The organism is Haloprofundus halobius, from assembly GCF_020097835.1.
GTDB lineage: Archaea > Halobacteriota > Halobacteria > Halobacteriales > Haloferacaceae > Haloprofundus > Haloprofundus halobius.
Window position 1 is genome coordinate 1,580,921 of sequence record NZ_CP083666.1, and the last position, 25,338, is coordinate 1,606,258.

Here is a 25,338-nt window from a genome sequence, read left to right on the forward strand (position 1 = left end):
AAGACCGCGATATGAAACACCGAGTCGTCCAGGGAGACATCGCTGCACAGTCGGCGGACGCGCTCGTCAACGCCGCGGGGACGAGTCTCCGCATGGGGTCGGGGGTCGCCGGGGCGCTCCGGCGCGCCGCGGGCGCCGAACTCAACGAGGAAGCGATGTCGAAAGGGCCGGTCGACCTCGGCGGGGTCGCCGTTACCGACGCGTACGACCTCGACGCCGACTACGTGATTCACGCGGCGGCGATGCCCCATTATGGAGACGGGAAAGCGACCGAACGGAGCATCCGCGACGCGACGCGGAACGCGCTCGAAGCGGCGGACGAACGCGGCTGCGAGTCGCTCGTGATTCCGGCGCTCGGTTGCGGCGTCGCGGGGTTCCCACTCGACGAGGGCGCGCGGCTCATCGCCGAGGAGATACGAGCGTTCGAGCCACGGTCGCTTCGCGACGTTCGGTTCATCGCGTACAGCGACGAGGAGTACGAGACGGTTCGGCGCGTCGCCGACAGCGTATCGGGCGAAACGGAGTGATTCGGCAGTAGACTCGTCTTACAGTACGGTTTATCTCCTCAGCGGCTCAATCAGAGTCCGTTATGATTGGCGATTCGCTCACCTACCTCCGCGAGAGCGACGACGCCCTCGCGACGGTGCTCGTCGGCGGTGTCCTCCTCCTGCTCGGGTTCCTCCTGGTACCCCTGTTCACCGTCGCGGGCTACCTCGTCCGCGTACTTCGCCGGACCGCCGACGGCGACGAACGACCGCCGGCGTTCGACGACTGGGCCGAGATGACTCTCGAAGGGGTGTTCGCCTCCGTCGTCGGGTTCGTCTACTTCGTCCTCCCGTCGCTCGTCGTCGGTCTCGTGGGCGTCCTCGCCGTCGGGGCGTTCCTCGTCGTCGTCCCCGGCGAGCCGTCGCCGGCCCCGACCCTGAGTCCGCTCGTCGTCTTCGCCATCACGCTCGCCATCGTGGTCGGTTCGTTGCTCCTCTGGCTCGTCGGCCTCTACGCCGGTCCCGCGGCCGTCACCAACTACGCGACGACCGGCCGACTGGGCGCGGCGTTCTCCGGACGCTCGCTCTGGCGGGCCGTGACGACCCGTGAATACGCGACAGCGTGGCTCTCGGCGGCCCTCGTGCTCTTCGTCGCCAGCGTCCTCGGCGGACTGCTCGCGGCCACGCTCGTCGGCGGCCTCCTCACGTCGTTCGTCACGTTCTACGCGCTCGTCGCGGCGGCGTATCTCCTCGGGCGCTCGTGGAGCGACGTCCGCGCCGAGCGCCGACGGTCCGAGAGCGTCGCCTCGGACGAGCGACCCACGGTCTGAAGCACCGTCGAGCAGACGGACAGCGCCCACCGTCGACACCAGCGTTTTGTCGCCTCCCGCGGTGGATGAGATATGCCGCGGCTCGAAGACCCACTCGACATCGGTGGGCTCACCGTCCCAAACCGCCTCTACCGAGCGCCGCTTCTGGAGTGCGCCGGCAACGGCGACGACGCCGTCGAGACGCTCGTCGCCGACCTCGAACCCGCCGCGGCGGCGGGTGCTGGCCTCGTCTGTCAGGGCGCGACCGTCGTCCGCGGCGACGGCGGTTGCGCCGCGCCGGGGATGACGCGCGTCCACGATCCCGACTTTGTCACCGGCCTCTCGGCACTCACCGACGCGATTCACGCTCACGGCGGTACCATCGCCATCCAACTCGAACACGGCGGCCTGCGGAGCATGGAGACGTGGCACGCGGGCTACCGCGCCGCCAACCCCGGACTGCAACAACTGGCCGTCTCGCGGCCGCCGTGGCCGCTCCGACTGCTCGACAGACTCGGCTTTCTCAGCTACGACACGCGCGTGCTTTCGACCGGCGAAGTGTACGAATTGGCCGCGGACTTCGGCCGGTCGGCGGCGTACGCCGTCGACGCCGGCTACGACGTGGTCCACCTCGCCGGCGCGAACATGGGCATCGTCCAGCAGTTCCTCTCGCCGTTCTACAACCGCCGGACCGACGAGTTCGCGGACGGCGTCCGGTTTCTCGAACTCGTCCACGACGAGATTCGCGAGCGGGCGGGCAACGTGCCGCTGATGACGAAAGTGCCGGCCGAGACGGAAGCGCCGCCGTTCGTCCGTGCCCGTCTCTCCGCGGCCGAGGCCGTCCGAATCTGTGAGCGACTCGCCCACGTCGGCTACGACGCGCTCGTCCCGGTGAACGCCTCCGTATTCTGGGATATGAGCATCGTCCGCGGCGAGTTTCCGGCGCGGGCGTGGTGCGACGAGCAGTACAGAGACGGTTATGCGGAGGCGTTCGGCGGGCGGGCGCGGGCGGTACTCGTCGCGCTCGGCAACCGGGTGGAGTCGCTCGCGTACGACTTCGAACCGGCGTGGAACGCTACCCTCTGTCGACAAGTTCGAGAGCGCGTGAGCGTGCCGGTGCTCGCGGAGGGCGGGATTCGCGACCGACGAGAGATGGACCGGCTACTGGGTCGCGACTGCGACATGGTCGGGATGGCGCGGCCGTTCTACGCCGAACCCGAGCTGCCCGCGCGGTTGCTGAACGCGTCGCAGGAGACCCGCGTCGTCTGCGAGAACTGCAACAACTGCGCGGTGCCGCAGGCGACGGGCGAATCCGGCGTCTGTCGAACGCCGGAGGTACTCCGGCGAGCGGGCGAACTGCGCAAAGTGGGTGCGTACGAGCGGAGCAGCCGCTCGGAAGTCGAGTGACGAAAAATCGGTCGTCTGATCGTCCTCCGGCCGTTCACCCGAGGACGTAGTCGAGTTTCGGGTACTTCTCGATGAGCGGTTCGCCGCCGACTTCGTACTGTTCGATGTAGCTGTCGAGACCGAGGATGCGCTCCGCGCCGAACGCCGCGACGGCGAGGAACACGAGCATGTAGGCGAAGTCGCCGTTGATGACGCCGTGTTCGATGCTCCAGTTCCCGAAGTAGAATATGAGCATCATGAACGCGCCGAAGAACGCCGCCAGGCGGGTCATCGCCCCGAATACGAGTCCGAGGCCGATGAGGAGTTCACCCCACGGGACGGCGACGTTCGCGAACTCGACGAACCACGGCGTGGCGCCCATCCACGCGAACAGTCCCGCCAGCGGGTTGCCGTTCGTCGTGGCCACGTTCGTCAGGTAGCCGCCCGCGTCGAACGGCGCAACGAGCTTCTCCACGCCCGCCCACGTGAACGCGACGCCCATCATGAGGCGGAGCGCGAGGACGAACCACGCGCTGAGCGGGTGCGCCTCCGCGGTGACGGTGTAGCCGCCGATGCTGCTTCGGAACGTGTTTTGGGTCGTTTGGGTCATTGTCTTCACCTTACAGTGAGACCATGGACTGGAGTTTCCATATAACCGGAATCTGGTTCCCAACAACTGGGAATCGTGCGGTGCGGTGGCTCAAAACAGCCGATACGACGAGCGAGTTCGTCCCGAGCGAGGTGAGCGGGACATTCCAGCTGTTTCACAACCGCGCGCGCACCGACGAGAGTTCGGGCATCGAGACGCCGACGACGTTCGAGAGCGCGTCCGCGCCGCCCAGTAGCCACTCGGCGCGTTCGATACGCGATTCGAGGTCACCGGGGCCGATGCGGTAGGCGTCGACGATGTCGCGGGCGGGGACGTCCTCGGCCCAGTCGTGGAGGATGCGCGCCGTCTTCACCGCCTCCAGCCACCGCTCGAAGTTCTCGGTCTCGCCCATCTTCGTCGTGAACTCCGCGGCGTGTTTCGTCGCGTACTGGTACATCGCCGCCCGCTCGCGGTTGCCGAGGTACGTCCCGTGCATGTCGGGGGTGTCGCAGACGATTTCGAGCGCCGTCAGCTCTGTCGTCGTCTCCATCCTGGCGGCGGTCCGAAGCCCCGAGACGATTCGTGCGCCGGTCTCCGGCGAGAGATACTGCCGTGACACCTGCGCGCCGAGTTCCGTCGCCGACAGCGCCTCCTCGTCGATCACCATCTCCATCGACACGAGGTCCGAGATAACCGCGTCGACGACGCCCGAGAGGTCCATGTCCGGCGTCTGGTGTGCGTAGAACGTCGCACCGAGCAAATCGAGGATGCTCTCGCGGGAGTCGGCGAACTCCGAGGCGACGACGGAGAGGACGTGCGTCCGCAACGCCTCGGGGTCGGCAAGTTTCGACTCCACCGCTTCGGGTTCGGCTTCGACGTATCTGGTCCGCAACTCGTCGCGCGTGTTCTCGTCGCCCACGAGCACGGCCTCGCCGTACGGGTCGAGGTGGGGTCGGCCCGCCCGCCCGCACATCTGGTGGACTTCGAGGACGGGGAGCCACGCCATTTCGGACCCGGTGTAGCGTTTCTGGTCGCGGATGACGACGCGCCGCGCGGGGACGTTCACGCCCGCAGCGAGCGTCGGCGTCGCACAGATGACCGAGATATCTCGGTTCCGGAAGCCGTTCTCGACGGCGACGCGGTGGTCGCTCCGCAGGCCCGCGTGGTGGAAGGCGACGCCGGATTCGAGCGCGTCGGCGAGTCGCTCGCCCGTCTCCGTCGCGCCCGCGTCGAGCACCTCGTCGGCGACGGCGGACGCGGAACCGAGTCCGTCCTGCGCGAGTCGTCGCGCGAGCGACTCGGCCTCGCGGCGCGAGCGGACGAACGCCAGCGCCTGTCCGCCGTTGTCGACGGCGTCGGCGACCAAGGCCGCAGTCGCTTCGGTGTCGGCGTCGGCGCTCGGCGGCAGGTCGGTGGAATCGCAGTCGACAGTGAGGTCGGTTCCGTCGTCGAATCTCACCCGCTCCTCGCAGTAGACTCCAGTACGTAAATCGATGGGCCGCCACCGGTTCCGCACGAGTTCGGCGTCCAGCCAATCGGCGATGTCCTCGGGGTTGTCGACGGTGGCCGAGAGCGCGACGATCTGCAGGCCGGGCGCGCGGCGCTGCAGCGTCGCGAGCGTCACCTCCAGCGTCGGGCCGCGCCCCTCCGCGCCCAAGAGGTGGACCTCGTCGACGACGACACAGGCGAGTTTCTCGACCCACGACGCGCCGTTTCGGATGGCCGAATCGACCTTCTCGCTCGTGGCGACGACGACGTCGTAGTCGGCGAGTTCCTCGCCTGGCGAGTCGAAGTCACCCGTCGAGATCCCCGCCTCGACTCCCGGAAGTTCGGCGAACGCCTCGTACTTCTCGCGGGCCAGCGCGCGGAGCGGAACGACGTAGAGCCCGGGGCCGTCGGCGGTGAGCATCGCCAGTTCGGCGATGAACGTCTTTCCCGACGCGGTGGGAATCGCCGCGACGACGCCGCCGCCGTCGCAGACGCCCGCCTCCACCGCGGCCGCCTGCGGGGGATAGAGTTCGTCGATACCCTGCGCTTCGTAGTGGGCGACCAACTCGTCGGACAGCGGCAGGTCCCGAACTCGCATTGTCACTCTCTGTCTCCGGCTTCGGGTAAAAAGGTACGCCGCGGAGCGAGAGTGTGGCGACGCTGACCGACTCTCCCGTCGATAGGCGTTTCTGTCAGCTCGAGAGAAAGACCTAACTACTCAGGATTTGTCGTCGGACTACTGCCCGTCACACACCTCCCGCTGCGCCGCTCCGCGGTGGTCGGCGCAGTTGCGTACGCTGTTGGCTACGCCCTGACGTTCGCTGTGACCGCCGGACGCGCCGGTGCCGTCGCCGCGATCGAGATTAGTGGCAGCAGGTACGATTCCGCTTCGCTCGGGGAGATTATCGGCTCCGGGCTCACCGTCTGGATCACTCCGGCTGGCTGTTCTACAACGCACATCTCGTCCCGACGAGCGTCCCCATCGCCGACGCGGTGAACGGTCTGGGCGGGCTCACGAACCGCTCGCTCCTGGGGACGCTCGGCGGCCCGTTGTACGCGCTGATCATGCTGAATCGAGGGTGAGGAGAGATTACTCTCGAATACCCCTTCTGGGTCGTCTGCACAACTGTCGCCACACTCTCCGGTGCAACGACACTCCTTGGTCCCGCAGTTGCTGCAGCAACTCCCCTGGCGAGACACGGCGAGAGCGACGACCAGTCCGACTTTACCGACCCGTATTCCAGGAGTTGCTCCGATATGAGGGACGATAACAGCCTCCGTTCCCCGTCAGAGTTTTCCACTCTTACGACCAGTAAGGGATAATGACAGACGAGGCTGGGGACGACCTGTCCTCCTCGCAGGAGGAGTCGAGGAAATCAGCCGATACCCGTCACCACCCACAGGATGATCGTGACCTCCAGTTCCGCACCCTTGTCGACGCCGTCGAGGAGTACGCGATTTTCCGCCTTGATCCCGACGGCTACGTCGCGAGCTGGAACTCCGGCGCCGCGCGTATCAAGGGTTACGCTACGGAGGAAATCGTGGGTGAGCATTTCTCAACCTTCTATACTGAGGAAGACCGTGCTACCGGAATCCCCGAAGAGAATCTGGCCGCTGCGGCTGAACAGGGGTCCATCGAGGACGAGGGTTGGCGCGTGCGGAAGGATGAGTCGCAGTTCTGGGCGAACGTCACGATTACGGCCATCCGAAACGATGACGGCGACCTCGAGGGGTTCGCGAAGGTCACGCGCGACATGACCGATCGGAAGCGGGCTCGCGAGGAACATCAACTCCACCTGTCGGTGAGCCAGTCGGTAGCAGAAGCGACGTCGCTCGAAGCTGGAATCCAGGCAGCGCTTACGGAGGTTTGCGAGTGGACCGATTGGGTCGTCGGGCAGGCGTGGGTTCTGACCGACGACACAACTGCCGAACGACTGCCCGCGGCCTACGTCGAAGATTCCGAATACGTACCGTTCGAGGAGTCTTCCCGCGACTTCACCTTCGCTCCTGGAGAGGGTATACCTGGACGGGTCATCGAATCGGGTGAGTCGGTCTGGTTCCCCGATGTTACTGACGTCTCCGAAACCGTCTATCCACGCAAAGCTCTCGCGGCCCTGTTCGGTCTTCAAGCGGGACTGGGCGTCCCCGTAATGGCGGAGGGGGAAGTCGGAGTGGTACTCGAATTCTACATGGCCGAGGAGCGCGACATAGACGACCACCTCGTCGAACTAGTGAGCTCAATCGCAGCCGACCTCGGCGGTCTGGTGGCTCGGAAGCAGATCAAAGACGAACTCGAGCGCGAACGGGAACTGCTCGCGGAGATGATGGAGGCGGCCCCCGTCGGGATTTCAGTCCTTACTGCCGATGGCCAGGCCGAGCAGATGAACGAACGAGCGAGAACCCTTCGCCGCCTTCGCCCGGACGCCGCGAAACTCGATGCTGCTGACCGAGTGTTCTTCGACGAGGACGGAAATCGGGTTCCCGCCGAAGCACGTCCATTCGCGCTCGTCCGCGAGTCCGGTCGACCTGTCTACGACTGGACGGCGCAGATCGAACTCCCCGACGGCAAGCGCAAGTGGGTATCGATCGACGCCGCCCCCATCGAGAACGACGACGGGACGCTCGATCGGATCGTCATCGTCGAAGACGACATCACCGAACTCCGCGGGCAGTACCGCGCGATCACGGAATCGATCACCGACGTGATCGTGACGATTGACGAAGAGAGCGTCATCCAATCGGTGAACCCGGCGGTCTCAGATATCTTCGGATACGATCGGGGCGAACTGATCGGCGAGTCGCTGACCGAACTCATGCCCGAAGAGTACCGCGAACAGCACCACGCGGGCATCGAACGGTATCTGGAAACCGGCGAGCGGGCGCTCGATTGGGATTACGTCGAGTTACCAGGGAGGCACGCAAACGGGGCAGAGATTCCGTTGGCGGTCTCGTTCAGTGAGATCGAGTATCGCGGAGACCGGCATTTCACCGGCGTCATTCGCGACATCTCTGTGCGGAAGGAAGCCGAGCGGAGACTCGAAACCCGAGCCCACCAGCAGGAAGCCATAGCCGAGTTCGGGCAGTTCGCCCTGGAGGCCGACGACCTCGACGAACTGATGCACGAAGCGGCACAGCGAGTTGCGGACGTACTGGACAACGCCTACTGTAAAGTGCTCGACCTCGACCGGGATGAACGTGAGCTTCTGTTACGCCAAGGCGTCGGCTGGCAGGAGGGGATCGTCGGACACGCCACCGTGGCCGCGGACGATAACTCTCAAGCGGGCTACACGCTGCGCTCCGAGAAGCCCGTCCTCGTGGAAGACCTCGACGCTGAGACGCGCTTTTCCGGCCCGGAACTTCTCACCTCCCACGATGTGAAAAGCGGCATCAGCACTATCATCGGGTCAGTCGACGAGCCGTGGGGAATTCTCGGGACCCACGACACCCGGCGCCGGGAGTTCACCGAGGAGGACGTTAACTTCGTTCAGAGCGTCGCAAATATCCTCGCGGACGCGATCGAGCGCCATCGGTATCAGGCGGATCTCGAGCGGGTGATCGAGAACTTAGAGGAGTCTAACGAGCGGTTAGAGCAGTTCGCCTACGCGGTCTCCCACGACCTCCAGGAACCGTTACGGATGGTCTCGAGCTACCTCCAGCTTATCGACCGGCGGTACGCGGATGAGTTGGATGAAGACGCCGAGGAGTTCATCGACTTCGCCATCGACGGCGCCGAGCGCATGCGGGCGATGATCGAGAGTTTACTCGAGTACTCTCGAGTGGAGATGCGCGGGAACCCGCTTAAGCCAGTCAACTTAGATCCCGTCCTCGACGACGTAATCGATGACCTGCAAGTGAAGATCGAGGAGAGCGACGCGGAGATCACCGCCGATTCTCTCCCCCGGGTTAAGGGAGACGCCAGCCAACTCCGCCAAGTGTTCCAGAATCTCGTCGATAACGCCATCGAATACTCGGGCGACGAGCAGCCGCGCGTGCATGTCTCCGCCGAGCGTGACGGCGATTTGCACGTGATCTCGGTCCGCGACGAGGGGATCGGCATCGATCCGACCGCCTCCAATCGAATCTTTGACGTGTTTCAGCGTCTCCACACCCGCGACGAGCATCCGGGAACCGGCATCGGGCTTGCCCTCTGTGAGCGGATTATCGAGCGGCACGGTGGCGAGATTTGGGTCGACTCAGAGCCGGGCGTGGGATCGACGTTCTCGTTCACGCTTCCAGCCGCGAGCCCGCCGGATTCGTGATTTCACCCACTGAGGTTCGTCTGTGTCGGACAGCTACTTCTGCAGCAACACTACGTACGAAGACACGTTCTGGATGCAGCACGGCATAGAAAAGACAGCAATTATGTTCAGGTGAAAAGTACTGAAAATAGATCTGCTTCGAGCGCGCCGCTACAACAACCCGCCGTCGTCCAACCGCTCGACGGCCTCCTGCAGGCGCTCTTTGCTCGCCGCGTAGGAGATGCGCGCGTAGCCGGGCGCGCCGAACGCGCTGCCGGGGACGGTGGCGACGTGGGCCTCCTGAATCGCGTTCTCGCACCACTGCTGGTCGTCGTCGACCGGGAGCATCATGTAAAATGCCCCATCAGGCACCGAGACCTCGACGCCGCGTTCGTCGAACATCTCGACGAGCATGTCGCGGCGCTCCTCGAACGCCTGCACCATCTGGTCGACCGCCGTCTCGGTGTTCGTGATGGCTTCGACGCCCGCGTGCTGGACGAAGTTCACCGCGCAGGAGACCGAGTGGCTGTGGAGTTTGCCCGCTTCCGAAATGAGTTCCTCGGGTGCGTGGAGGTAGCCGAGCCGCCATCCCGTCATCGAGTACGCCTTCGAGAAGCCGTTGATGGTGATGGTTCGGTCCGCCATCCCGTCGAGGGTGGCGAGACTCGTCTGTTCGACGCCGTAGGTGATCTGCTCGTAGATCTCGTCGGAGATGACCGCGAAGTCGTGGTCGACCGCGAGGTCGCGGACGCCTTCGAGCGCCGCGTCGGAGTACACTGCGCCAGTCGGGTTGCTCGGCGAGTTGACGACCAAGAGCTCGGTATCGTCGGAGACGGTCTCGGAGAGTTCGTCGAGCGCCGGTTCGAGTTGGAACCCGTGCGGCGAGAGGTCGACGCGCGAGAGGTCGCCACCCGCGAGTTTCACCATCGCCTCGTAGGAGACCCACGCCGGGTCGAGGAGGACGACCTCGTCACCGTCGTCGACGACGGTCTGTATCGTTTCGTACAGCGCCTGCTTGCCGCCGGGGGTGACGATAATCTCGTCCGAACTCGCGTCGATGCCGTCGCCGCGAAGTTTCTCGGCGACGGCCTCGCGGAGTTCGGTGATGCCGTTCGAGGAGGTGTAGCCGGTGTGTCCCGACGCCATCGCCTCCTGGCCGGCGCGGATCACGTTCTCGGGCGTCGGGAAGTCGGGTTCGCCGACCGAGAGGTCGACGACGTCGACGCCGTCGGCTTCGAGTTCGCCCGCGAGGTTGCTGATGGCGAGCGTCGCGCTCGGTTCGACACGGCCAACACGTTCGGAGAAGTCGAATTCGTAGCTCATGGGAGTTCCTCCAGTAGGTCGAGTGCGGCATCCACCGCGTCGGCTCCTTTGCCGACGCGTTCTCGCGCTTCAGCGCCGCTCATGCCCGGACCGCTGACGCCGAAGGTGACGGGCACGTCGCGGTCGAGGCTCACCTGCGTGAGTCCCTGCGCCGTCGCGTCGGCGATGACCCGGTCGTGGTCGGTGTCGCCGGTGACGATCGCACCGACGACGGCGACAGCGTCGATGTCGTCGCGACGGGCGAGGCGATCCGCCGCCAGCGGGGCGTCGTACGCCCCCGGCACGTGGACCGTTTCGGCGACCGTCGCGCCGCGTGCTTCGGCCGCGTCGCGGGCGATCGCCTCCATCTCCTCGGTAACCGACGAGTTGAACCTCGCCGCCACCAGTCCGAGTGTGACCATACGGGGGAGGTAGAGAGGCCGGCCCAAAGAGCTACCGTTAGCCGCCGCGATTGCGGCGGGTCGGTCGAGGGATGGGAGGAGTTCTGCTCGTGGCAGCAGTATTCTGCTACGCAGGTGAAAACACGAAACGACGAACACCTCGAAAGTCCCCGCCGTCCCTAACCACTATCCCTCGTTCCAAATACAAAACTACTGCCCACGGCGAACACAAGAGTTGTTATCCCCCGTGTGCGAGAGGCGAGGTATGACTAACGACGACGGCGTCGGTGCGACGGCACCGGCGAGCGCCGTCACCCGCCCGGAGTCGGAGACCGCGACGCCGGCCCCCGTCCTGACCGGGGCGCGTACCCTCTATGCGGTCCTGGCCGTCGCCGCTTTCGCCCTCCTCGCGCGGCTCGTCGGCCTCGGGACCCGCATCATGCACTGGGACGAAGGCCGAGTCGGCTACTGGATACTGCGCTACCACGAGAACGGCGAGTTCTTCTACCGACCCATCATCCACGGGCCGTTCCTCCCCGTCGTCAACGACTGGGTGTTCACGTTCATCGGCGTCTCCGACTTCTCCGCGCGCCTCGTCGTCGCCCTCGTCGGCGGTCTCTTCCCGCTGGCGGCGTGGCTGTTCCGCGAACACCTCGACGACACGGAAGTCGTCGCGCTGGCGCTCGTCCTCGCGGCCAACCCCCTCTTGGTCTACTACTCTCGATTCATGCGAAACGACGTGCTCGTCGCCGCGTTCTCCGTGTTCGCGCTCGGCTTCGTCGTCCGCGCCGTCGACACCGGCAAACTGCGGTATCTCTACTTCTCGACCGCGTCGATGGGGCTGGCGTTCACCACGAAGGCGAACGCGCTGCTCTACCTCGTCTGCTACCTCGGGGCGGCCGCGTTAGTGTTCGACCACCGACTCGTCGGTATCGCCGCGCGCGGGGAGTCGGTCTGGAGCTACCTCCGCTCGCGACCGCGGTGGGCGAAACGCGGGTTGCGGAACCGCTGGAAGAACGCCGAGTACGGCGCGGGGGTCCTCGTCGTCAACGTCGTCGGCGCGCTCCTCGTGTTCCTCGCCGTCGTGGCGTTCTTCTACGCGCCGCGCCCGGAGCTCTGGCAGGCGCTCGCCCAGCCGTCGGGACTCCCCGCCGTCCTCGACGAGGCGACCGTCGGCGCGGCCGAGGAGTTCTACGATAGCTGGGGGTCGGGGAGCCATCAAGACCACCCGTATCTCCCGTACCTCTACGGCCTGCTGGAGACGCTCGTCTACGGCGCGGGCGTCACCATCGTCTTCGCCGTCGTCGGCCTCGCCGCCGACGGCTACGGAAGCGGAACGACCGGCCGACGCGGCCGCCGGTGGCTGGTCGCCTTCGGTCTCTACTGGGGCGTCGCCAGCGTCATCGGCTACCCCATCGCCACCGACATCGAGGCACCGTGGGCCGCCGTTCACGTCGTCGTCCCGCTGGCGTTCCCCGCGAGCGTCGGCATCGCCTACCTCTATCGGGAGACGCGCGCCTCCGTCGTCACCCGCGATACCGTCAGCGTCGGACTCGCCGCCATCGTCATCGTCGCGGCGCTGGCGGGCGTCGTCGGCGCGAACGCCGCCTACACGAACAGCACCAGCCAGGAGAACGAGGAGGTGCTCCAGTGGGCGCAACCCGACAACGACCTCAAGTCGACGATGCAGGATGTCGAACGCGTCGCCGAGGCGAACGACGGCGTCGACGTGCTGTTCTACGGCAGTTACCACCCGACGACCGACGAGACCCTGATGTACGTCGAGAACGAGGAGAGTCTCGAACGGATGCCGCCGGGCGGCCCGGACTGGCACGGTCGCCTCCCGCTGCCGTGGTATCTCGAACGCGCCGACGCGAACGTGACGAGCACGCCGCCGAGCGAGAACGGGACGGCGTTGGAGAACCCGCCGCCGGTCGTCATCGCCTACGGCTGGGAGGCCGACCACCTGCGCGAACAGCTCCCCGGCTACACCGAACACCGGCACCTGTTCCGCCTCTGGAGCGACGAGGTGGTCGTCTTCATCGACGAGTCGGAACTGCCCGAGGAGTAGAACCGACCGCCTCCGGCGGCGCGCCTCGATACTCACCTTCGTGCCCATCTCGGACACGAGTGAGCAACGTTTATGCAGTAACGTCCATAACCGAGCGACCGTGACTCTCACGCTTCCCGGTCCGACGATAGGCGTCGTCGGCGGCGGGCAACTCGGCCGGATGCTAGCGGAGGCGGCCGCACCGCTCGGCGTCGACGTCGTCGTCCTCGACCCGACGCCCGACTGTCCCGCGTCGGCCGTCGCCGACCAGGTCGACGGCTCGTTCGACGACCCCGAGGGCGTCCGCGAACTCGCCGAGCGCGCCGACGTGCTGACGTTCGAGATCGAACTCGCCGACCCCGACGTGCTCGAATCGGTTCGAGACGAGTACGGCGTCGCCGTCCACCCCTCGCCGGAGACGCTGCGGACCATTCAGGACAAACTCGTCCAGAAGCGGACCCTACAGGACGCAGGCGTTCCCGTCCCACCGTTCCGCCGCGTCGACGACGTTAACGACCTGAAAGCCGCCGTCGAGGAGTTCGGCGCGGTGATGCTGAAGGCCCGCACCGGCGGCTACGACGGGCGCGGGAACGTCCCCGTCCACGCCGCCGACGAGGCCGAGGACGCGCTGGCGGAACTCGGCGGCGCGCCCGCGATGGCCGAGTCGTTCGTCGAGTTCGAGCGCGAACTCTCCGTCATCGCCGTCCGCGGCGACGACGAGTCGCGAACGTTCCCCGCGGGCGAGAACGTCCACGAAGACGAGATACTGCGCGAGACAGTAGTCCCGGCGCGGACGACGGACCAAGTCCGAGCGCGTGCCGAGGAAGTCGCCTACGACGCGCTCTCGCTGCTCGACGGCCGCGGCGTCTTCGGCATCGAACTGTTCGAGGCGGATGGAGAGATATCGGTGAACGAAATCGCGCCGCGACCGCACAACTCGGGTCACTGGACCATCGAGGGGGCGCTGACCTCGCAGTTCGAGCAACACGCCCGGTCGGTGCTCGGGTGGCCCCTCGGCGCGACCGACCGACGAGGTATCGCCGTCAGCGCGAACCTCCTGGGCGACGTCGAGGAGACGCGGAAAGCCGAACTTCGCGGAGTCGAGACGGCGCTGTCGACGTCGGGTGCGGGCCTCCATTGGTACGGTAAGCACGAGGTTCGCCCGCTGCGGAAGATGGGCCACGTGACGCTCGTCGACGACAGAGATGGAGACGCAACGACCGGCGACCTGCTGGAGACGGCGCGTGGCCTCACGGACGAACTGACCTTCGGAGACACCACGGAGACACGAGAATGACCGACGAGATACAGCACCTCATCAATCAGTTGGAAGCGGAGACGAAAGAAGAGAAACCGGCCGCGGAGACGCCCGACGTGGGTATCATCATGGGGTCGGACTCGGACCTCGACGTGATGGCCGGCGCGTACGAGGCGCTCGAAGAACTCGGCTTCGAAGAGCAGACCGACTACGACGACGCCCCCGACGCGCGCTTCTCGTTCGAGAGCTACGTCGTCTCCGCGCATCGGACGCCGGAGTTGATGTACGCCTACGCCGAGACGGCCGCCGCGCGCGGCGTCGAAGTCATCGTCGCCGGCGCGGGCGGGAAGTCCGCGGACCTCCCGAACATGACCGCGTCCATCGCCTACCCCCTCCCGGTGATCGGTGTTCCGGTCCAAGAGAAGTCGGTGGACTCGGTCATCGGGATGCCCACAGGAGCGCCCATAGTCGCCGTCGACGCCGGAAAGTCGTTCAACGCCGGCCTCTCGGCGGGCCAGATTCTCTCACGTGCACACGACGAACTGGTAGAGCGACTGGTCGAATATCACGACGGACTGCAGGGTGACGTCGCCGAAGCCTCGCGCGACCTGCACCGACTCGGCCTCGACGGCTACAGGGGCCGAAAGCGATAATACCGACGTGTCGCCCGGCGCTTCGGGCCGAACCGTCTCCTCGGGGGTCGACGCCTTCGTTTTCGCCCGAGAAGGCAACAATCAACGCTTATAGGGTAGCACACCCAAGCGCCGGACGTTGGAAACACCGGTATGAATCCATGGATAGCCATCGGCGCACTGGCGGTCGTCGGCATCGGCATCCCGATTGGGATGATGGCGGTGTCGGCGATACTTCGCCCGAGTGTGCCGGAACAAGGAAAGAGTGCCACCTACGAGAGCGGTGAGATTCCGACGGGGAGCGCGCGCATCCAGTTCAACATACAGTACTACATGGTTGCGCTGCTGTTCGTCGTCTTCGACATCGAAACCGTCCTCATCTTCCCGTGGACCGTCATCTATCGCTCCGCTCTGGAGCAGGGTGTCAGTCTCGCAGCGGTGTTGACGCCGATGCTCGTCTTCGTCGGGATTCTCGTCGTCGGTCTCCTCTGGGCGTGGCGCAACGGCGCGGTCGAGTGGGTCAAAAGCCCGCGTGCGACCCGTCGGAAGACTGAGAGGCAATCATGAGTAGCGACCAGCCATTCGTCACAGACGATTCACAAGTACTGACCGATACCCGCGACGCCCGCATGGCGGGCGCGGACGACCGCTTCAACTCGAAGCTTCGGGAAGCGTTCGGGTCCTCGCCGTTCATTCTCACGAAGTTCGACAAGTTCATGAACTGGGTCCGCGGGTCGTCGATGTTCATGCTGCAGTTCGGCATCGCCTGCTGCAGCATCGAGATGATGCACACCTACGCGGTCAAACACGACCTCGACCGCTTCGGTGCGGGTGTTCCCCGTGCCTCGCCGCGACAGGCCGACGTCATCATCGTGCCGGGCACTATCGTCTCGAAGTTCGCGCCGCGGATGAAGCGCGTCTACGACCAGATGCCCGAACCCAAGTTCGTCGTCGGCATGGGCTCCTGTACGATTTCGGGCGGCCCGTTCCAGGAGGGCTACAACGTCATCAAGGGCGCAGAGGAGGTCATCCCCGTGGACATCCACATCCCCGGCTGTCCGCCACGGCCCGAAGCGCTCGTCTACGGCGTCGCCAAACTCCAGGAGCGTATCGCCAACGGCGAGAGCTCACCGGTGGTCGTCAAACCGTACGAGCTCGAACAGTTCGGCGACCTCGAACGCGACGAGATCGTCGACAAACTCGCACAGGAAATCGATACGGACGACCTCGTGATGCGGTATAACTGGGCCGATTCGCCATGAGCCTGGAACGACCCGAAACGCCCGAGAGCGCGAGCGTCCAGCGCCACAGCGCCGACGAACTCGCCGAGCTGCTCGGCGACCTCGTCATCGGACGCGAGAAACACGTCAACGCGCCCGGGTTCGTCATCCCGCCGGACGCGGTCCAGGAGACGCTCTCGTTGCTCAAGAACGAGGCCGGGTTCGACCACCTCTCCTGCGTCACCGCCGAGGAGCGGACGGACCGCTACGAGTCCATCTACCACCTGAAGAAGTTCGACGACCCGACCCAGGAGGTCAGCGTCGTCGTCCCTACGGCGAAGGATAACCCGGCGAGCCAGACGGCCGAACCGGTGTTCCGGACCGCCGACTGGCACGAGCGCGAGGCGTACGACCTCGTCGGCATCGAGTACGAGGGCCACCCCGACATGCGGCGCATCCTCCTGCCGGAGACGTGGCAGGGCCACCCGCTGGCGAAGGATTACGACCAGGAACGCCCGCAGGTCGTCGCGCTCCGCGAGCACGCGAACCCGCTTCAGCAGGACCACAAGGACGACCAGGACTCGGAGACGATGTACCTCAACATCGGGCCGCACCACCCGGCGACACACGGGGTGCTCCACCTCAAGTGTACGCTCGACGGCGAGCAGGTCGCCGACGTCGACCCCGACATCGGCTACCTGCACCGCTGCGAGGAGCAGATGTGTCAGCAGGGCACCTACCGGTACCAGATCATGCCGTACCCGGACCGCTGGGACTACATCTCGGCGGGACTGCTCAACGAGTGGGCGTACGCGCGCGCGGCCGAGGACCTCGCGGACATCGAGGTGCCGGAGTACGCGCAGGTCATCCGGACGATGAGTGCCGAACTCTGTCGCATCGCGGCGCACATGCTGGCGGTCGGCACGTTCGCACTCGACGTCTACGGCGACTTCACGGCCATCTTCATGTACGCCATCCGGGACCGCGAGAAGGCCCAGAACATCCTCGAAGACCTCACCGGTCAGCGGCTGATGTTCAACTACTTCCGCCTCGGCGGCGTCGTCTGGGACCTCCCCGAGCCGCGAGACGAGTTCTTCGAGAAGACCCGCGACTTCCTCGAGGAGTTGCCGGAGGCGCTCGAAGAGTACCACGACCTCATCACCGGCAACGAGATTCTGCAGTCGCGCACCATCGGGACGGGCGTCTTGCCCCCCGAGGTCGCCAAGAACTACGGTGCGACCGGTCCGGTGCTTCGCGGCTCCGGCGTCGACTACGACCTCCGCCGCGACGACCCCTACGGCTACTACGAGAACCTCGACTGGAACGTCGTCGTCGAGGACGGCTGTGACAACTACTCGCGGTTGCTCGTCCGGATGAAGGAAGTCGAGGAGTCGGCGAAGATAATCGAACAGTGTATCGACATCCTCGAGGACTGGCCCGAGGACGAGCGCACCATCCAGGCGAACGTGCCGCGGACCCTCCGTCCGGAGGACGACACCGAAATCTACCGCGCCGTCGAAGGCGCGAAAGGTGAACTCGGCATCTACATCCGCGCCGACGGGACAGAGAAACCCGGTCGCTTCAAGATTCGGAGTCCGTGTTTCTCGAACCTCCAGACGCTGCCGGAGATGTCGAACGGCGAGTACGTACCGGACATGATCGCGTCGCTCGGCAGCCTCGACATCGTACTCGGTGAGGTCGACCGATGACGCTACTGCAGCAAGGACCGGTACTGCTGCCGGAGACCATCGCGAACCTCCTCGGCCTCGGCGACGGCTTGCTGGGCCAGGTGGTCGGCGGCCTCATCGCCGCGTTTCTCATCGCGAACATCATGCTCACGATGACCGCCGTCGCCGGTCCGTGGGCCAAGCGGAAGATAACCGCGGCGTTCACCGACCGCATCGCGGTCAACCGCATCGGGCCGTTCGGCCTGTTCATCATCGTCGCCGACGCGGTGCGACTGCTCTCGAAGGAACTCGTCGTTCCCGAGAACGTCGACCGCCCGGCGTGGGACCTCGCGCCCATCATCCTGCCGGCGTCGGCTTTGCTCGGCTTCGCCGTCATCCCCATGGGCAGCGGCATCCAACTGGCCGACCCCGAGACGGGACTCGTCTTCGCGTTCGCCGTCGCCTCCATCGCGTCGCTGTCGCTCGTGATGGGCGGCTACGCGTCGAACAACAAGTACTCGCTGATGGGTGGGCTTCGCGCGGTCGCACAGAACATCGCCTACGAGATTCCGCTCATCGTCACGGCGGCGTCGGTGGTCATCTTCACCGGCACGCTCCAGATGAGCGAGATCGTCGCCGTCCAGCGCGAGCCGCTCGTCGCTCTCGGCGGCGGCCTGACGATTCCGCAGTGGTTCGCGTTCGTCAACCCGTTCGCGTTCGTGCTGTTCCTCGTCGCCAACATGGCCGAGATCGGCCGCAACCCGTTCGACATCCCGGAAGCGCCGACGGAGATCGTCGCCGGCTACCAGACCGAGTACTCCAGCGTCTACTTCGTGCTGTTCTACCTCGGGGAGTTCCTGCACATCTTCCTGGGCGGCGCGCTCATCGCGACGCTGTTCCTCGGCGGCCCGGCCGCGCCCATCGCGGCGCTCAACGTGATCCCGGGCTTCGTCTGGTTCCTCATCAAGATCTGGGCGGTGTTCCTGTTCACGCAGTGGGCGCGCTCGGCGATTCCGCGCGTCCGCATCGACCAACTGCTCGACATCGGCTGGAAGGGGATGCTCGTGCTCTCCTTCGCTAACCTGGTGCTCACGGCCATCATCGTGGGAGTGATAGCATGATCGGAATCCTGAAATCGATGGCAACGACGATGAAACACGCCCTCGACGGCCAGACGTTCACCGTCGAGTACCCGGACGTCGCCCCTGAGGTGAGCCCGCGGTTCCGCGGCGTGCACAAGTTCAGCCAGGAGCGCTGCATCTGGTGTCGCCAGTGCGAGAACGTCTGTCCGAACGACACGATCCAGATCGTGATGGACGACAAACGCAACGGCGAGCAGTACAACCTCCACATCGGGCAGTGTATCTACTGCCGACTCTGCGAGGAGGTCTGTCCCGTCGACGCCATCCTGCTCACGCAGAACTTCGAGTTCACGGCGGACACGAAAAACGAGTTCGTCTACAACAAAGAACAGCTCAAGAACGTCCCCTGGTACAAGGGAATCGACCCCCTCAACTCGCGCAACCCCGACCGGGACGCGTGGGTCGGCGAGGGAGACGGCGAGGTCGACTACCAGTAATCGAGAGCGAAGCGCCCGAAGTCGGGCGTGTCGTACGTTCTCGAAACCTTCAAACGGATACCTCAAGGAGACACACACAATGGTTTATGAAACCCTCGCGTTCGCGCTGTTCGCCCTCATAACCGTGGGCTGCAGCCTGGGCGTCGTCCTCGTGCGGGATATCTGGCACTCCGCACTCTTGCTCGGGGGCGCGCTCTTGAGCGTCGCGGTTCATTACGTGATGCTGCAGGCGGAATTCCTCGCAGCGATGCAGGTGCTCGTCTACGTCGGCGGAGTCCTCATCCTCATCACGTTCGCCGTGATGCTCACGCGGACCGACCCGGAGGTGAGTAGCACATGACGACCAAACCGCAGTTGAACGACGACTCGAATCTGCTTCCAGGGCTGGCCGCCCTCGGCCTGTTCGTCCTGATGGCAGTCGTATTCCTGCAGGCGGAGTTCGGAACCCCCGAAGGGTTCCCCGCCGACGTCAGCATCGTCGCCAGCATCGGCTACGCGATGTTCGACATCTCGGCGAACCAACTGGAGGAACAGATAGTGAGCGCCGAGGGCTTCCTCGCGGCGTTTCTCATCATGGCCATCGCGCTCGACGTCGCCATCGACGGCGCCGTCTACCTCGCAAAGCGCGAGGAGGCCGGCGAAGTCGTGACCGCGCTGGTCGACGACGTTCGCAGCGACGACCCGACGAGCGGCGGCGAGCCGACGGACGGACGCGGTCCCGCCGCGCGAGCGGACGGTGGTACGTCCACTGACGACGACACGACCGCGGGAGGTGACCGCTGATGGTTCCGCCGCAGTACTATCTGCTGCTCTCGGCGGCCATCTTCTGCATCGGCCTGTTCGGCATCCTCACGCGTCGGAACGCGCTGCTGTTCCTGATGTCGGTCGAGTTGATGCTGAACGCGGCGAACATCAATCTCGTCGCGTTCTCCGTCTACTGGGGCAACGTCACGGGCCAGACGCTGAGCCTGTTCACGATGGCGCTGGCGGCCGCGGAGGTCGCCGTCGGCATCGGCATCATCCTCGCGCTCTACCGCAACTTCGGTGACGTAGACGTGACGGACGCGACGTCGATGAGGTGGTAACTATGGTAGGTGCATTCGACTTCGTTCCGGCAATCGTGCTCCTGCCGTTCTTCTCGTTCCTGATCGCGCTCTTCGCGGGCAAGTACATGCCCAAAGGGGGCGCGCTCGCGGGCATCACGGCCACCGCAGGGTCGCTGTTGCTCTCGATATGGACGGTACTGACGGTAGCGGGCGGCGCAACGCTTCGACAGACACTGTACACGTGGGCGGGCGCGGAGCAACTTCCGTTCGAACTGACGTTCGGACTGCTCATCGACCCGCTGTCGTCGATGATGCTCCTCATCGTCACGCTCATCGCGTTCCTCGTCCACGTGTTCAGCCTCGGTTACATGAACGACGAGGGCGAGACCGGCCTCCCGCGGTACTACGCCGGTCTCGGCCTGTTCTCGGCGTCGATGCTCGGCTTCGTCGTCGCGGACAACCTGCTGATGGCGTTCATGTTCTTCGAGCTGGTCGGGCTCTGCTCGTACCTGCTCATCGGCTTCTGGTTCCGCGAGGAAGCGCCGCCGAGCGCGGCGAAGAAAGCGTTCCTCGTCACGCGCTTCGGTGACTACTTCTTCCTCGTCGGCGTCGTCGCCGTCTTCGCCACGTTCGGCACGGCGGCGTTCGCGGGCGACGGGAGCTTCCCGGCGCTCGCGGAAGCGGCGCTCGCGGGCGAGGGCGGCGGTAACGTGACCACGTTCTTCGGACTCGCTCCGCAGGCGTGGTTCACCGTCATCGGCCTGCTCGTCCTCGGCGGCGTGGTGGGCAAGTCCGCGCAGTTCCCGCTGCACACGTGGCTGCCCGACGCCATGGAGGGTCCGACCCCCGTGTCGGCGCTCATCCACGCGGCGACGATGGTCGCCGCCGGCGTCTACCTCGTCGCGCGGATGTACGGCTTCTACGCGCTCTCCCCGACGACGCTCGCCATCATCGCGTTCATCGGCGGCTTCACCGCCCTGTTCGCGGCGACGATGGGCGTCGTCAAGCGCGAGATCAAACAGGTACTCGCGTATTCGACCATCTCCCAGTACGGCTACATGATGCTCGCGCTGGGTTCGGGCGGCTACATCGCCGCGACCTTCCACCTGATGACACACGCGTTCTTCAAGGCGCTCCTGTTCCTGGGTGCGGGGTCGGTCATCATCGCGATGCACCACAACGAGGACATGTGGGACATGGGCGGCCTCAAAGAGCGCATGCCGGTGACCTACTGGACGTTCCTCGCGGGATCGCTCGCGCTCGCCGGCATCTTCCCGTTCTCGGGCTTCTGGTCGAAAGACGAGGTGCTGTACGAGGCGCTCGTCCACGGCCTCGGCGGCAGTCCACTGCTGTTCGGCGCGTGGGCGATGGGACTGCTCGCCGTCTTCTTCACCGGCTTCTACACCTTCCGGATGGTCTTCCTGACCTTCCACGGGAAGCCGCGGACGGAGACGGCGCGCAACCCCCACGGCGTCCGCTGGAACGTCAAAGGGCCGCTCGCGGTCCTCGGCGTGCTCGCCGTCGTCGCCGGCTTCATCAACATGGTTCCGGTGGCGAAGCTGACGGGTATGGAGATCGAGTTCCTGCACGACTGGCTCGCGCACGGTCCCTCGGGCCTCACGAGCGAGCACTACGGCGAACTCACTCACGCCTACGCCGACTACAGCGTCGGCACCATCGTCGGCGGTGAACTCGGCACGGCGCTCATCTCGGGTGCCGTCTCGCTCACGCTCGCACTGGCGGGCGCGGGACTCGCCTACTCGCTGTACAACGTCCCGTCGCCGGTCGAACACACCGACCGCCTCGGGGACGCCAAAACCGTACTATTCAACAACTACTACCAGGACGAGTACCAGGTCTGGCTCGCGAACGACGTCACTCGCGGTTTCTCGCGGGCGGCCGACAAGTTCGACCAGGGTGTCGTCGACGGCGTCGTCAACGGCATCTCCAGCGTCAGCCTGCTGTCGGGGAGTCGCGTCCGCCGCATCCAGACGGGTGTGGTCAGTAACTACGCGGCGCTCCTGACGCTGGGGCTCATCGCGTTGCTCGTCATTCTCGGCATCGACGGAGGTTGGTTCGTATGATAATCGAAGCGCTCATCGCATTCACGTTCGCCGCCGCGCTGGTCACGTTCGTCCTCCCGGACCGACTCGCTGGCCGCGGCGCGTTCGCGCTCAGTCTGGTTCCCGTCCTCGGGAGCCTCTACATGTGGTCGCAGTTCGACGCGTCCGGCAACGCCCTGCTGCAGGGCGGCCAGACCGCGTTCGAGACAGTCATCCCGTGGCTGCAGGTCGCGGGCTACGAGATCTCGTGGTACGTCGGCGTCGACGGCATCAGCCTGCCGCTGGTCGTGCTGACGACGGTGCTCACCTCGCTCGCCATCGTGAGCGCGTGGACGCCCATCCAGCACCGCCAGTCGCAGTTCTTCGGCCTCATGCTGTTCATGGAGGCGAACCTGCTCGGCGTGTTCACGGCGCTGGACTTCTTCCTCTGGTTCATCTTCTGGGAAGCCGTCCTCGTGCCGATGTACTTCCTCATCGGCGTCTGGGGCGGCCCGCGCCGGAAGTACGCTGCCATCAAGTTCTTCGTCTACACGAACGCGGCGTCGCTCATCATGTTCATCGGCTTCATGGCGCTCGTGCTGGGCCTCGGCGACTCGACGTCGTCGTTCGCGCTGCCCGACGTTGCGCAGGCGCTTCGCGCCGGTGACCTCGGGTCGTTCTACGGCCTCGACGCGAACACGCTCCGAGTCGTCGCCTTCGCGGCGATGTTCTTCGGGTTCGCGGTGAAGGTGCCGGTCGTCCCGGTGCACACCTGGCTGCCGGACGCTCACGTCGAAGCCCCGACGCCGGTGTCGGTGATGCTGGCGGGCGTGCTCCTGAAGATGGGGACCTACGCCCTGCTGCGATTCAACTTCACGATGCTGCCGGAGGTCGCCGTCGAGTACGCGCCCGTTATCGCGGCCATCGCGGTCATCAGCGTCATCTACGGCGCGATGCTCGCGCTCGCACAGCAGGACCTCAAGCGCATCGTTGCCTATTCGTCGGTCTCGTCGATGGGGTACGTCATCCTCGGTCTCGTCGCCTACACCGCCTACGGCGTCGGCGGCGCGACGTTCCAGATGGTCGCCCACGGCCTCATCTCGGGACTGATGTTCATGTCGGTCGGCGTCATCTACAACACGACCCACACCCGGATGGTCGGCGACATGTCCGGGATGGCAGACCGGATGCCCGTCACGACGGGTATCCTCATCGCGGGCGCGTTCGGTTACATGGGTCTGCCGCTGATGGCCGGATTCGCCGCGGAGTTCTTCATCTTCACCGGCGCGTTCCAGTCGACGGTCATCGCGGGTAACGGCCTCGCCATCTTCACCGCGGCGGCGATGTTCGGCATCGTCATCGTCGCGGGCTACCTGCTGTTCGCCATGCAGCGGACGCTGTTCGGACCGTTCCGCCTCGACACCGACTACGAGGTCGGTCCGGCACCGCTGCACGACACGCTGCCGCTGGCGGTGCTGCTCATCTGCATCATCGCGCTCGGCGTCGCACCGGAGATATTCTTCAGTATGATCACCGACGCAGTCGACCCGGTCATCGGAGGTGTGCTGCAATGACGGCGCTCACCGCGCTCACCGCGCTCACGACGCCACTCCAAGCGGGACAGCCACCCGAGTGGACGGCGCTCGCGCCGGTGTTCATCCTCGCGGGGACGGGCCTCTTGCTTCTGCTCATCGACAGTATCGACCCAGACACGACCGACAGCGCGCTGCTGGCGGGCGTCTCGACGCTCGGGGCCGCCGCGTCGCTGGCGGTGACCGCGTGGTATCTCGCCTCCGGCACCGGTCAGACTGGCGGCGAGATCACGCTGTTCGCCGAGGCCATCGTCGTCGACGGGATGAGCCTGTTCTTCACGGCCATCTTCACGAGCGTCGTCGTGATGGTCACCATCGCCAGCTACGACTACCTGCTCGGGCACGAGAACCAAGGCGAGTTCTACTCGCTGGTGCTGTTCGCCGCCAGCGGGATGGCGCTGATGGCGTCGGCGAACTCGCTCGCGACGGTGCTCGTCAGCCTCGAACTCTCCTCGCTGCCGTCGTACGTGCTCGTCGCGTACCTCAAGAAGAACCGCGGCAGCGTCGAGGCGGGGCTGAAGTACTTCCTCATCGGCGCGCTCTCAGCGGCGGTGCTCACGTTCGGTATCAGCCTCGTGTACGCCGCCACTGGGTCGCTCATCTTCAGCGATGTGGCCGAGGCGCTCGCCGGCGAGGGCGAACTCGTCGGCGTCGCCGGTCTCGGCGTGCTGATGGTCGCCGGCGGCTTCGCGTTCAAGACCGCCTCCGTCCCGTTCCACTTCTGGGCGCCGGAGGCGTACGAGGGCGCGCCCGCGCCCGTGTCGGCGTTCCTCTCGTCGGCCTCGAAGGCCGCTGGGTTCGCCGTCGCCTTCCGCGTGTTCGTCGAGGCGTTCCCGCTGGCGACGATTCCGGAGGGCATCAACTGGGTGCTCGCGTTCCAGATTCTCGCCGTCGTCACGATGACGCTCGGCAACTTCGCCGCGGCGACCCAGGAGAACGTCAAGCGGATGCTCGCGTACTCCAGCATCGGTCACGCCGGCTACGCGCTCATCGGTCTCGCCGCGCTCTCGGCGGGCGGCAGCGCCAACGGTAACGTGCTCGGCGCGAGCATGGCGCATCTGTTCGTCTACGGCTTCATGAACACCGGCGCGTTCCTCTTCATCGCGATGGTGGAGCGCTGGGGAATCGGCCGGACGTTCGAGGACTACAACGGCCTGGCGACGCAGGCTCCGGTCGCGTGTCTCGCGATGACCGTCTTCATGTTCAGCCTCGCGGGACTCCCGCCGTTCGGCGGTTTCTTCTCGAAGTACTTCCTGTTCTTCGAGGCCATCGAGAACGGCTTCTGGTGGCTCGCTGCCGTCGGCGCACTGAACAGCGTGCTGTCGCTGTTCTACTACAGCCGCGTCGTGCGGGCGATGTGGATAGAGGACCCGAGCGGGTCGCTCGAACTCGGCAGTCAGCCCGTCGGGCTGTACGCCGCCGTCATGCTCGCCGCCGTCGGTACCGTGTTGCTCCTGCCCGGCTTCCCGCCGGTCATCGAGACGGCACAGACCGTCGCGGCGACGCTGTTCGCCTGAGTTCGCGTTTCGACCTCCTCGACTTCGGTCGGGTTTC

The 25,338-nt window shown here is 65.6% G+C and carries 22 protein-coding genes; 18 read left to right on the top strand and 4 right to left on the bottom strand.

What is annotated here, in order from left to right; translation table 11 throughout:
- The first annotated feature begins 11 nt into the window (after positions 1-11).
- From LAQ74_RS08305 to LAQ74_RS08315, 3 genes are all read left to right on the top strand, one after another.
- The gene (locus LAQ74_RS08305) at positions 12-527 is read left to right on the top strand and encodes a macro domain-containing protein (protein WP_224337034.1); all 516 of its coding nucleotides are present in this window, start codon (positions 12-14) and stop codon (positions 525-527) included.
- A 62-nt stretch (positions 528-589) separates the two neighbouring features.
- The gene (locus tag LAQ74_RS08310; RefSeq protein ID WP_224337037.1) at positions 590-1,315 is read left to right on the top strand and encodes a DUF4013 domain-containing protein; all 726 of its coding nucleotides are present in this window, start codon (positions 590-592) and stop codon (positions 1,313-1,315) included.
- A gap of 72 nt (positions 1,316-1,387) precedes the next feature.
- Entirely contained in the window at positions 1,388-2,701 is a 1,314-nt protein-coding gene (locus tag LAQ74_RS08315) for an oxidoreductase (RefSeq protein ID WP_224337039.1), read from the top strand.
- 34 nt (positions 2,702-2,735) lie between these two features.
- Here the strand turns inward: LAQ74_RS08315 and LAQ74_RS08320 are convergent, their stop codons facing one another.
- Together LAQ74_RS08320 and LAQ74_RS08325 are read right to left on the bottom strand one after the other, a co-directional pair.
- The gene (locus tag LAQ74_RS08320) at positions 2,736-3,290 is read right to left on the bottom strand and encodes a DoxX family protein (RefSeq protein WP_224337042.1); all 555 of its coding nucleotides are present in this window, start codon (positions 3,288-3,290) and stop codon (positions 2,736-2,738) included.
- A gap of 154 nt (positions 3,291-3,444) precedes the next feature.
- Positions 3,445-5,355 carry a DEAD/DEAH box helicase gene (locus tag LAQ74_RS08325; protein WP_224337045.1) on the bottom strand — a complete coding sequence of 637 codons (1,911 nt, stop codon included), beginning with the start codon at positions 5,353-5,355 and terminating at the stop codon, positions 3,445-3,447.
- 724 nt (positions 5,356-6,079) lie between these two features.
- Here LAQ74_RS08325 and LAQ74_RS08330 point away from each other — a divergent pair.
- Positions 6,080-9,016 (top strand): PAS domain S-box protein, encoded by a 2,937-nt coding sequence (locus LAQ74_RS08330; RefSeq protein ID WP_224337048.1) that lies wholly within the window; start codon positions 6,080-6,082, stop codon positions 9,014-9,016.
- A gap of 150 nt (positions 9,017-9,166) precedes the next feature.
- Here the strand turns inward: LAQ74_RS08330 and LAQ74_RS08335 are convergent, their stop codons facing one another.
- A complete protein-coding gene (locus LAQ74_RS08335) occupies positions 9,167-10,318 on the bottom strand; it encodes a pyridoxal phosphate-dependent aminotransferase (protein WP_224337051.1) in 1,152 nt (383 codons plus the stop codon).
- Positions 10,315-10,719 carry a 6,7-dimethyl-8-ribityllumazine synthase gene (gene ribH, locus LAQ74_RS08340; RefSeq protein ID WP_224337053.1) on the bottom strand — a complete coding sequence of 135 codons (405 nt, stop codon included), beginning with the start codon at positions 10,717-10,719 and terminating at the stop codon, positions 10,315-10,317. Before ribH ends, LAQ74_RS08335 begins: the two co-directional genes overlap by 4 nt.
- 244 nt (positions 10,720-10,963) lie before the next feature.
- Here ribH and LAQ74_RS08345 point away from each other — a divergent pair, with 244 nt between their 5' ends.
- From LAQ74_RS08345 to LAQ74_RS08410, 14 genes are all read left to right on the top strand, one after another.
- On the top strand, positions 10,964-12,769 hold the full coding sequence (locus LAQ74_RS08345) for a flippase activity-associated protein Agl23 (RefSeq protein ID WP_224337056.1): 1,806 nt from the start codon (positions 10,964-10,966) through the stop codon (positions 12,767-12,769).
- Positions 12,770-12,869: 100 nt separating this feature from the next.
- The gene (locus LAQ74_RS08350; RefSeq protein ID WP_224337058.1) at positions 12,870-14,045 is read left to right on the top strand and encodes a 5-(carboxyamino)imidazole ribonucleotide synthase; all 1,176 of its coding nucleotides are present in this window, start codon (positions 12,870-12,872) and stop codon (positions 14,043-14,045) included.
- Positions 14,042-14,659, top strand: a complete 618-nt coding sequence (purE, locus tag LAQ74_RS08355; RefSeq protein WP_224337060.1) for a 5-(carboxyamino)imidazole ribonucleotide mutase — start codon at positions 14,042-14,044, stop codon at positions 14,657-14,659. Before LAQ74_RS08350 ends, purE begins: the two co-directional genes overlap by 4 nt.
- Positions 14,660-14,791: 132 nt before the next feature.
- Positions 14,792-15,205 carry an NADH-quinone oxidoreductase subunit A gene (locus LAQ74_RS08360; RefSeq protein WP_224337062.1) on the top strand — a complete coding sequence of 138 codons (414 nt, stop codon included), beginning with the start codon at positions 14,792-14,794 and terminating at the stop codon, positions 15,203-15,205.
- Positions 15,202-15,900 (top strand): NADH-quinone oxidoreductase subunit B, encoded by a 699-nt coding sequence (locus LAQ74_RS08365; RefSeq protein WP_224337064.1) that lies wholly within the window; start codon positions 15,202-15,204, stop codon positions 15,898-15,900. Before LAQ74_RS08360 ends, LAQ74_RS08365 begins: the two co-directional genes overlap by 4 nt.
- Positions 15,897-17,567 (top strand): NADH-quinone oxidoreductase subunit D, encoded by a 1,671-nt coding sequence (locus LAQ74_RS08370; RefSeq protein ID WP_224337066.1) that lies wholly within the window; start codon positions 15,897-15,899, stop codon positions 17,565-17,567. The genes LAQ74_RS08365 and LAQ74_RS08370 overlap by 4 nt, the downstream gene beginning before the upstream one ends.
- Entirely contained in the window at positions 17,564-18,646 is a 1,083-nt protein-coding gene (locus LAQ74_RS08375) for a complex I subunit 1/NuoH family protein (protein ID WP_224337068.1), read from the top strand. The genes LAQ74_RS08370 and LAQ74_RS08375 overlap by 4 nt, the downstream gene beginning before the upstream one ends.
- The gene (locus LAQ74_RS08380; protein ID WP_224337070.1) at positions 18,643-19,104 is read left to right on the top strand and encodes a NuoI/complex I 23 kDa subunit family protein; all 462 of its coding nucleotides are present in this window, start codon (positions 18,643-18,645) and stop codon (positions 19,102-19,104) included. The genes LAQ74_RS08375 and LAQ74_RS08380 overlap by 4 nt, the downstream gene beginning before the upstream one ends.
- Positions 19,105-19,183: 79 nt before the next feature.
- Entirely contained in the window at positions 19,184-19,444 is a 261-nt protein-coding gene (locus LAQ74_RS08385; protein ID WP_224337074.1) for an NADH-quinone oxidoreductase subunit J, read from the top strand.
- The gene (locus LAQ74_RS08390) at positions 19,441-19,887 is read left to right on the top strand and encodes a proton-conducting membrane transporter (RefSeq protein ID WP_317987387.1); all 447 of its coding nucleotides are present in this window, start codon (positions 19,441-19,443) and stop codon (positions 19,885-19,887) included. Before LAQ74_RS08385 ends, LAQ74_RS08390 begins: the two co-directional genes overlap by 4 nt.
- The gene (gene nuoK / locus LAQ74_RS08395) at positions 19,887-20,189 is read left to right on the top strand and encodes an NADH-quinone oxidoreductase subunit NuoK (protein WP_224337077.1); all 303 of its coding nucleotides are present in this window, start codon (positions 19,887-19,889) and stop codon (positions 20,187-20,189) included. Before LAQ74_RS08390 ends, nuoK begins: the two co-directional genes overlap by 1 nt.
- A gap of 2 nt (positions 20,190-20,191) precedes the next feature.
- Positions 20,192-22,234, top strand: a complete 2,043-nt coding sequence (nuoL, locus tag LAQ74_RS08400; RefSeq protein ID WP_224337086.1) for an NADH-quinone oxidoreductase subunit L — start codon at positions 20,192-20,194, stop codon at positions 22,232-22,234.
- Positions 22,231-23,766, top strand: a complete 1,536-nt coding sequence (locus LAQ74_RS08405; protein WP_224337089.1) for a complex I subunit 4 family protein — start codon at positions 22,231-22,233, stop codon at positions 23,764-23,766. Before nuoL ends, LAQ74_RS08405 begins: the two co-directional genes overlap by 4 nt.
- Positions 23,763-25,301 carry an NADH-quinone oxidoreductase subunit N gene (locus LAQ74_RS08410; protein WP_224337092.1) on the top strand — a complete coding sequence of 513 codons (1,539 nt, stop codon included), beginning with the start codon at positions 23,763-23,765 and terminating at the stop codon, positions 25,299-25,301. The genes LAQ74_RS08405 and LAQ74_RS08410 overlap by 4 nt, the downstream gene beginning before the upstream one ends.
- Positions 25,302-25,338: the final 37 nt, after the last annotated feature.